We start from the raw sequence: 7,710 nt of genomic DNA on the forward strand, positions 1-7,710 counted from the left end.
GAGTATCCTTAATTCTATATCATTATTTTGGATAAAATTATCATTATGCATTTATATACGTTAACGGGATCAGAGAAAGGCTGGTGGACAGTCAGCCTTGGTGGGAGAGTGTGGTTACCCAAAGGTGAACTCCCTTTTGGTTTTGCAAAGGATTGGGATTTAGTTGGTCAGCACGCCAAAATTGTTGGTGAGTGGCAAGGCGAAACGGTTTGGCTTATTCATGGAAAAATGGATAACGATATGTGTTCGCCAAGACTTATTGCCTCAAAAGATGAGAATTTATTTAAACTAGTGGGTCGTGGTGTTCAGTTAGCGGAATTTTATCGTTCTCATCGTTTTTGTGGCTATTGTGGTTCTAAAATGCGCCATAGTGAGAGCGAATGGGCTTGTTTATGCGATAACTGTCATGAACGTTATTATCCACAAATTGCCCCTTGTATTATTGTCGGCATTCGTCATGAAGATAAAATTTTACTCGCACATCATGTTAGGCATAAACATTCTCCACTTTATACTGTGCTCGCTGGTTTTGTTGAAGTTGGTGAAACCTTAGAAGAGGCCGTTGCTCGCGAAGTGTTTGAAGAGAGTAACATTCGTATTCGTAATATTCGCTACGTATCATCTCAACCTTGGCCGTTCCCTCATTCTTTAATGATGGGGTTTTTGGCTGACTACGATGGAGGAGAGTTGCGCCACGATCCTTCTGAATTAACCAGTGCGGCCTGGTATCGTTACGATCAGCTACCACAAATTCCACCTCCAGATACTATTGCGCGACGCTTGATAGAAGATACGATAGCGAATATTAGACAAGATAAAGAAAAGAACTAAATAAAGACGTTGTCTGCCAACAGTTATTTTTCCAGCATGTTACAATGTATGCTATTTTGCGGCCCTATTACTGTTAATGGAGTTAGTCATGAGTGAGTTGAAAAACGACCGCTATTTACGTGCGCTGTTGCGCCAACCTGTTGATGTCACCCCAGTTTGGATGATGCGTCAGGCAGGCAGATATCTTCCTGAATATAAGGAAACACGGGCACAGGCGGGGGATTTCATCTCATTGTGCAAAAATACAGAGCTGGCATGCGAAGTAACATTACAGCCTTTAAGACGCTTCCCTTTAGATGCCGCTATTTTATTTTCTGATATTTTAACTATTCCTGATGCAATGGGACTAGGTCTTTACTTTGAAACCGGTGAAGGGCCTCGTTTTAAGTCTCCAATAAACAGCCTTGCCGATATTCAAAAACTGCCAATTCCTGATCCTGAAGACGAACTTGGCTATGTGATGAATGCAGTACGTGCAATTCGTCATGCATTGCAAGGTAGTGTGCCATTAATTGGTTTTTCGGGAAGCCCTTGGACGCTGGCAACCTATATGGTGGAAGGTGGAAGTAGTAAGGCCTTCACAAAAATTAAAAAAATGATGTATGCAGAGCCACAAGCACTACATCTATTACTGGATAAACTAGCAGATAGCGTTATTCTTTATCTGAATGCTCAAATTAAAGCGGGTGCACAATCTATCATGATCTTTGATACATGGGGGGGTGTACTAACAGGGCGTGATTACCAACTTTTTTCATTACACTACATGCATAAGATTGTTGATGGTCTTATTCGCGAATACGATGGAAGAAAAGTTCCTGTAACCTTATTTACCAAAGGTGGCGGTCGTTGGTTAGAAGCAATGGCAGCAACTGGTTGTGATGCATTAGGGCTCGATTGGACGATTGATATCGAAGATGCGCGTCGTCGAGTAGGGGATAAAGTAGCCTTACAAGGTAATATGGATCCTTCTATGCTGTATGCACCGCCGGTTAGAATAGAGCAAGAAGTTGAAACTATTCTTGCTGGGTTTGGTAAAGGCAATGGTCATGTCTTTAATCTTGGGCACGGTATTCATCAAGATGTTCCACCAGAGCATGCTGGTGCATTTATTGATGCGGTTCACCGTTTATCGAAGCCTTACCATCAGGATAATGATTAATACCTCACAATTACGTCAGGAGCAGACAGAAAAAGCTCAACAAATTATTTTGACAGACCAATTTACAATGCCCACTTATATTGCTGGTGCTGATGTTGGTTTTGAAGATGGTGGCGCAATTACTCGCGCTGCCATCGTGATAATGCATTACCCTTCTTTTGAAATTCTTGAATACCAAATCGCGCGAATACCTACAACTCTTCCTTATATCCCAGGTTTGCTTTCATTTAGAGAGTGCCCAGCGTTACTGACTGCTTGGCAATTAATCAAACAGAAACCTTCTCTTATTTTTGTCGATGGACAAGGTATCGCTCATCCTAGAAGGCTGGGTGTTGCAAGTCATTTTGGTTTATTAGTGGACACGCCTACTATTGGCGTAGCAAAAAGTCGTTTATGTGGTACCGATCAAACTGTCAATGCAGAGATGGGAAGCCATGAGCCATTAATGGATAAGAATGAGCAAATAGGGTGGATTTATCGCAGTAAGAAAAAATGTAAACCCTTGTATATTTCTCCGGGTCATAAAGTGAGTATGGAAGGTGCTTTGCAGTGGGTTGAGTTGTGTATGAAAGGATATCGATTGCCAGAACCAACTCGTTGGGCTGATGGTATTGCTTCAAATAGGCGATTATTTGAGCAGTTGAATAAGAATAAGCTCTAAATGACCGGGAAATATGTGGATATTTTTAATTTTCAGGTAAACTGCGCCTAAGTTAAGAAAATGAGTAATCACGAATGTTGAAGAACCCAATCCATTTACGTTTAGAAAAGCTAGAAGCTTGGCAACACCTGACGTTTATGGCGTGCCTGTGTGAGCGAATGTACCCAAATTACCAGGTATTTTGTCACGAAACAGGATTTACCGATCCAACGCTTTATCGCCGTATTCTCGATCTGGTTTGGGAAACTTTAACGGTGAAAGATGCAAAAGTGAATTTTGATTCTCAATTAGAGAAATTAGAAGAAGCTATTCCTGACGCATCTCAATTTGATATTTACGGTGTCTATCCAGCGATTGATGCCTGTGTCGCCTTGAGTGAAGTTGTTCACTCTCGTTTAAGCGGTGAATCGCTAAGCCATGCTATTGAAGTAAGCAAATTATCAGTAGGGACGGTTGCTTCACTTGAAATGACACAAGCAGAAAGAGAAATGAGCGAAGAAGAGCTAAGATCACTGCCTGTTGTTATTGAAGAGTTCGATATCCAATGGGAAATTTACCGTCTACTTGTAGAGTGTGAAGAAAGAGATATCGAGCTGATTAAAGGTCTACGTGCAGACCTTCGTGAAGCAGGAATGAGCAATATCGGTATAGAATTAACGCACTAAATCAGAAAAACGTGATTTGGTGCTTGAAAAGCGACGTTTAAAGACTTCACATCACCCCCGTGTATGTTCTACATTGGGTACGAAAAGAAGTGGCTCAGGTGTTTTACTTAATTCATCTTCTTAAAAAGATAAGTTAAGTTTTTTCACCAGATGTTTTTCAAACGATAAAACATACTTTAAGGACTATTTTATGAACAAAGCTGAATTAACCGAATCAGTTGCTGAAAAAGCGGATCTGACAAAAACTCAGGCAAAAGCTGCTATTGAAGCGTTTATCGACTCAGTAACAGGAGCTCTGAAAGAAGGCGATTCTGTACAGTTAGTTGGTTTCGGTACATTCAAGGTAAATCACCGTGCTGAGCGTACTGGTCGTAACCCTCAAACTGGTAAAGAAATTAAAATTGCGGCAGCTAATGTTCCTGCATTTACTGCCGGTAAAGCACTGAAAGACGCAGTAAAATAATTCCTTTGAACGGAATGAACAATAGAGGGGGATTTACTCCCCTTTTGTTGAAACGACAGGGGCTGTTAGCAATAGGATCTATTTTTTTGCTCAGCGCCTGCTCCTCGACGGTACAACTTCCGGAATTTTCTGCTACAGGTTATATTGCAGATGAAGGTGTTGTGCGGCTATGGCGTTTAAATAATAAAACGTCAGAGCCTCAAGTGATCATGAGCGTTTATAGCTTTTATAAAAAGCCAGAAACTATCATCACATTCTATGAGTATCGCCAAAATAAGCTTTGGCAAGTCCGCTCTGAAGTAGTCAATCAAAATACTCCCTCATCTTGGCATCTTCGTTTAAATAAACGTGGTGAAGTCATTTTCATGCAACAGGAAAGCCAGAAGCAAAAACGAGCATTAACAGAAGATGAGCGTTTAAAAATGGTGTTTGCTGCAAGTAAAGAGCGTGAAATCAGTGAAGCGCTTACTATTGGGAAAGTAAATTTAGTACAGGGTGTCTGGTATCAAAATACAATGACAACATGTGCTGGCGAGAAAGTGAGTGTTTCATTTGAAGATCCAGAGCAACGCTGGTTAAAAACGAGAACACGTAATTCAAGTAAGCCTTCTTATGTTGCTTGGCTTGATTCTCCAGAAGGTAATCAGTTGCTTATGGTAGCCGACCATGATTTCTGTAAATGGGAACCAACAAAAGAGAGCCTATAAAAGCTCCCTTTCGCTGTATTTAGTAACTTACTTTTTTAAACGAGCAATCGCTCGATAGCCGATATCATGGCGATAAAAACTATCATTCCAATGAATGTCTTTCGCTAAAGCATAAGCATTTTTTTGCGCTTGCTCGATATCATCACCTAACGCTGTCGCACATAAAACTCTTCCGCCAGCTGTGATAACTTTACCTTTATTATTCAGAGCTGTTCCTGCTTGAAATACTTTTGCGGTTGTGGACGATGTTGTCGCTAAGCCTTCAATAATATCCCCTTGGCGATAATCAGCAGGATAGCCCCCAGCTGCAATGACAATGCCTAAAGCAGGGCGAGGATCCCAAACAGAATCTTTACCTGTTAAATTGCCTTTTGCTCCAGCTAAACAAAGCTCGACTAAGTCAGATTGCATGCGCATCATAATAGGTTGGGTTTCTGGATCGCCAAAACGACAGTTAAATTCGATAACTTTCGCAACGCCTAGCTTATCAATCATCAGTCCAGCATAAAGAAAACCCTGATAACGATGGCCTTCAGAGGCCATGCCTTTTACTGTTGGATAAATGATTTTTTCCATTACTTGCTGGTGGATCTCATTAGTGACAACAGGCGCAGGCGAGTAAGCTCCCATCCCTCCAGTGTTAGGTCCAGTATCACCATCACCAACACGTTTATGGTCTTGGCTTGTCGCCATCGGAATAACATGTTCACCATCAACCATGACAATAAAACTGGCTTCCTCACCATCAAGAAACTCTTCAATAACAATACGATGTCCCGCATCCCCAAAGGCATTGTCTGCTAGCATATCTTTTATGGCGTTTTCAGCCTCAGATTGTGTCATTGCAACAATAACGCCTTTGCCTGCAGCTAGGCCATCCGCTTTAATAACAATTGGCGCTCCTACTTTATTTAAATACGCTAGCGCAGGTGCTATTTCAGTGAAATTTTGATAATCCGCTGTTGGAATTTTGTGGCGAGCTAAAAAATCTTTAGTAAAAGCTTTAGAACCTTCTAGTTGAGCGGCTCCCTTTGTTGGGCCAAAAATAGTCAGCCCTGCATCTTTAAAGGCATCAACAACACCAATAACAAGCGGTGCTTCCGGGCCAACAATGGTTAAATCAATTTTATTTTCTAGTGCGAATGTTAGTAATGCAGGAATGTCCGTTGCGCTAATTGCAACATTTTGCACACCTTTCTCTAATGCAGTTCCTGCATTACCTGGTGCAACAAAGACTTGGGTAGCGAGTGGTGACTGAACTGCTTTCCATGCTAAAGCATGCTCACGACCGCCATTACCAATAATCAAAATCTTCATATCAATACCTTATTAATGACGGAAGTGACGCATATTGGTGAAAATCATTGCAATGTTGTGTTCATTGGCCGCTGCAATCACTTCATCATCACGAATTGAACCACCAGGTTGAATAACACAAGTCACACCAGCAAGTGCGGCTGCATCAATACCATCTCTAAATGGGAAAAATGCATCTGATGCCATCGCGCAACCAGCAACTTCTAAACCTTCATCAGCAGCTTTAATACCTGCAATTTTTGCAGAATACACCCGGCTCATTTGTCCTGCACCAATACCGACTGTCATATCGTTTTTAGCGTATACAATGGCATTTGATTTGACGAATTTAGCTACTTTCCAGCAGAAGAGTGCATCTTTAAGTTCGCGTTCACTTGGTTGACGTTGAGTAACTACTCTTAAGTTTTCTTCTTTAACCATGCCCAAATCACGATCTTGTACTAAAAGTCCGCCGTTGACTCGTTTGAAGTCAAAAGCAGATTTTGCTTCTTGCCATTGACCACAGGCTAATACTCGAACATTAGGTTTGGTTGCTAAAATAGGTAAAGCATCTTCATTAATAGAAGGAGCAATGATAACTTCGACAAATTGTCGTTCGATGATTGCATTTGCTGTTTTTACATCTAATGGGCGGTTGAATGCGATAATACCGCCAAAAGCAGAAGTAGGATCTGTTTTAAATGCGTTGTCATATGCTTGTGTGAGGGTGTTCGCAATAGCTACGCCACAAGGATTTGCATGTTTCACAATAACACATGCTGGCTCGGAGAATGATTTCACACATTCTAATGCAGCATCAGTATCTGCGATATTATTATAAGAAAGCGCTTTGCCTTGTAATTGAGTGGCTGTTGCAATAGAAGCCTCCTCAATATTCTCTTCTATATAGAAAGCTGCTTGTTGATGAGCATTCTCACCATAACGCATATCTTGTTTCTTTATATAACTCAGATTTAAGGTACGGGGGAAAGTGCCTGATGGTTGTGAAGTATCGCCATAATAAGGAGCAACTTTCTGACCGAAGTAGTTTGCGATCATTCCGTCGTAAGCAGCAGTGTGTTCAAAAGCTTTAATCGCTAAATCAAAACGAGTATCTAATGTAAGACTGTTTTCGTGATTATCCATTTCTTCAATCACTCTTTCATAGTCATTACTATTTACTACTATTGTTACATCCTTATGATTTTTTGCCGCTGAGCGAACCATTGTTGGTCCACCGATATCAATATTTTCAACGGCATCTGCTAATGAGCAATCAGGGCGAGCTACTGTTTTAGCAAAAGGATAAAGATTCACTACGACCATATCAATAGGACGGATCTCATGTTCTTCCATTATTGCGTCGTCTTGGCCACGGCGACCTAAAATGCCACCATGTACTTTAGGGTGCAGCGTTTTTACTCTGCCATCCATCATTTCAGGGAAACCGGTATAATCGGAAACTTCGATAACAGGTAAGCCAGCTTCTGCTAATAGACGCGCAGTTCCACCTGTAGATAATAGTTCTACTTTTCTTTCAACAAGTGCTGTAGCAAATTCTAAAATACCTGCTTTATCAGACACACTTAAAAGCGCACGGCGGATAGGACGAAGATGTTGCATGAGTTTTATCCCTTGGGTTTGGTATAACGGTAGTAATGATGAAGTTAAATCACATTAATACAGTGAAATTGTGTTTGCTTAACTAACATTTCAGAAGATGGACACAAAATCAATCTTACTTAATAGGCGCCCATAATAACGCAAACGATTGCGTTTGACATGCTAATTTTATGTAAAAAGGACGGTTGTGGATAAATTTGTTGATAAGTGCGTATAACTAGGGGTTTTGCTGTGGAATTAAGCAAACGATTTTTTTTCTTAAAAAAACTATTGCCAGCCTCAGAAAACTCCCTATAATGCGT

At 40.9% G+C, this 7,710-nt stretch carries 8 protein-coding genes; 6 read left to right on the top strand and 2 right to left on the bottom strand.

Annotated features, from left to right (window positions below):
- The first annotated feature begins 45 nt into the window (after positions 1–45).
- The 6 genes from nudC to JEP40_RS17625 all read left to right on the top strand — a co-directional run bounded on the left by nudC (position 46) and on the right by JEP40_RS17625 (position 4,489).
- Positions 46–831: an NAD(+) diphosphatase gene (gene nudC, locus JEP40_RS17600; RefSeq protein ID WP_198624608.1), complete on the top strand. Its 786-nt coding sequence runs from the start codon at positions 46–48 to the stop codon at positions 829–831.
- An 88-nt stretch (positions 832–919) separates the two neighbouring features.
- Positions 920–1,993 carry a uroporphyrinogen decarboxylase gene (gene hemE / locus JEP40_RS17605; protein ID WP_198624609.1) on the top strand — a complete coding sequence of 358 codons (1,074 nt, stop codon included), beginning with the start codon at positions 920–922 and terminating at the stop codon, positions 1,991–1,993.
- Positions 1,986–2,654 carry a deoxyribonuclease V gene (nfi, locus tag JEP40_RS17610; RefSeq protein ID WP_198624610.1) on the top strand — a complete coding sequence of 223 codons (669 nt, stop codon included), beginning with the start codon at positions 1,986–1,988 and terminating at the stop codon, positions 2,652–2,654. Before hemE ends, nfi begins: the two co-directional genes overlap by 8 nt.
- A gap of 74 nt (positions 2,655–2,728) precedes the next feature.
- Complete coding sequence (locus tag JEP40_RS17615; RefSeq protein WP_198624611.1) at positions 2,729–3,319, top strand: YjaG family protein; 591 nt, start codon at positions 2,729–2,731, stop codon at positions 3,317–3,319.
- A gap of 190 nt (positions 3,320–3,509) precedes the next feature.
- Complete coding sequence (locus JEP40_RS17620; RefSeq protein WP_004246922.1) at positions 3,510–3,782, top strand: HU family DNA-binding protein; 273 nt, start codon at positions 3,510–3,512, stop codon at positions 3,780–3,782.
- Positions 3,783–3,826: 44 nt separating this feature from the next.
- The gene (locus tag JEP40_RS17625; RefSeq protein WP_232799350.1) at positions 3,827–4,489 is read left to right on the top strand and encodes a DUF1481 domain-containing protein; all 663 of its coding nucleotides are present in this window, start codon (positions 3,827–3,829) and stop codon (positions 4,487–4,489) included.
- Between the two features lie 27 nt (positions 4,490–4,516).
- On the opposite strand, the gene purD is transcribed toward JEP40_RS17625, so the two are convergent.
- Together purD and purH are read right to left on the bottom strand one after the other, a co-directional pair.
- Entirely contained in the window at positions 4,517–5,806 is a 1,290-nt protein-coding gene (gene purD / locus JEP40_RS17630; RefSeq protein WP_198624613.1) for a phosphoribosylamine--glycine ligase, read from the bottom strand.
- Between the two features lie 12 nt (positions 5,807–5,818).
- The gene (gene purH, locus JEP40_RS17635) at positions 5,819–7,408 is read right to left on the bottom strand and encodes a bifunctional phosphoribosylaminoimidazolecarboxamide formyltransferase/IMP cyclohydrolase (protein WP_198624614.1); all 1,590 of its coding nucleotides are present in this window, start codon (positions 7,406–7,408) and stop codon (positions 5,819–5,821) included.
- Between the last annotated feature and the right edge of the window lie 302 nt (positions 7,409–7,710).

Source organism: Proteus vulgaris (assembly GCF_016239305.1).
Taxonomy (GTDB): domain Bacteria; phylum Pseudomonadota; class Gammaproteobacteria; order Enterobacterales; family Enterobacteriaceae; genus Proteus; species Proteus vulgaris_C.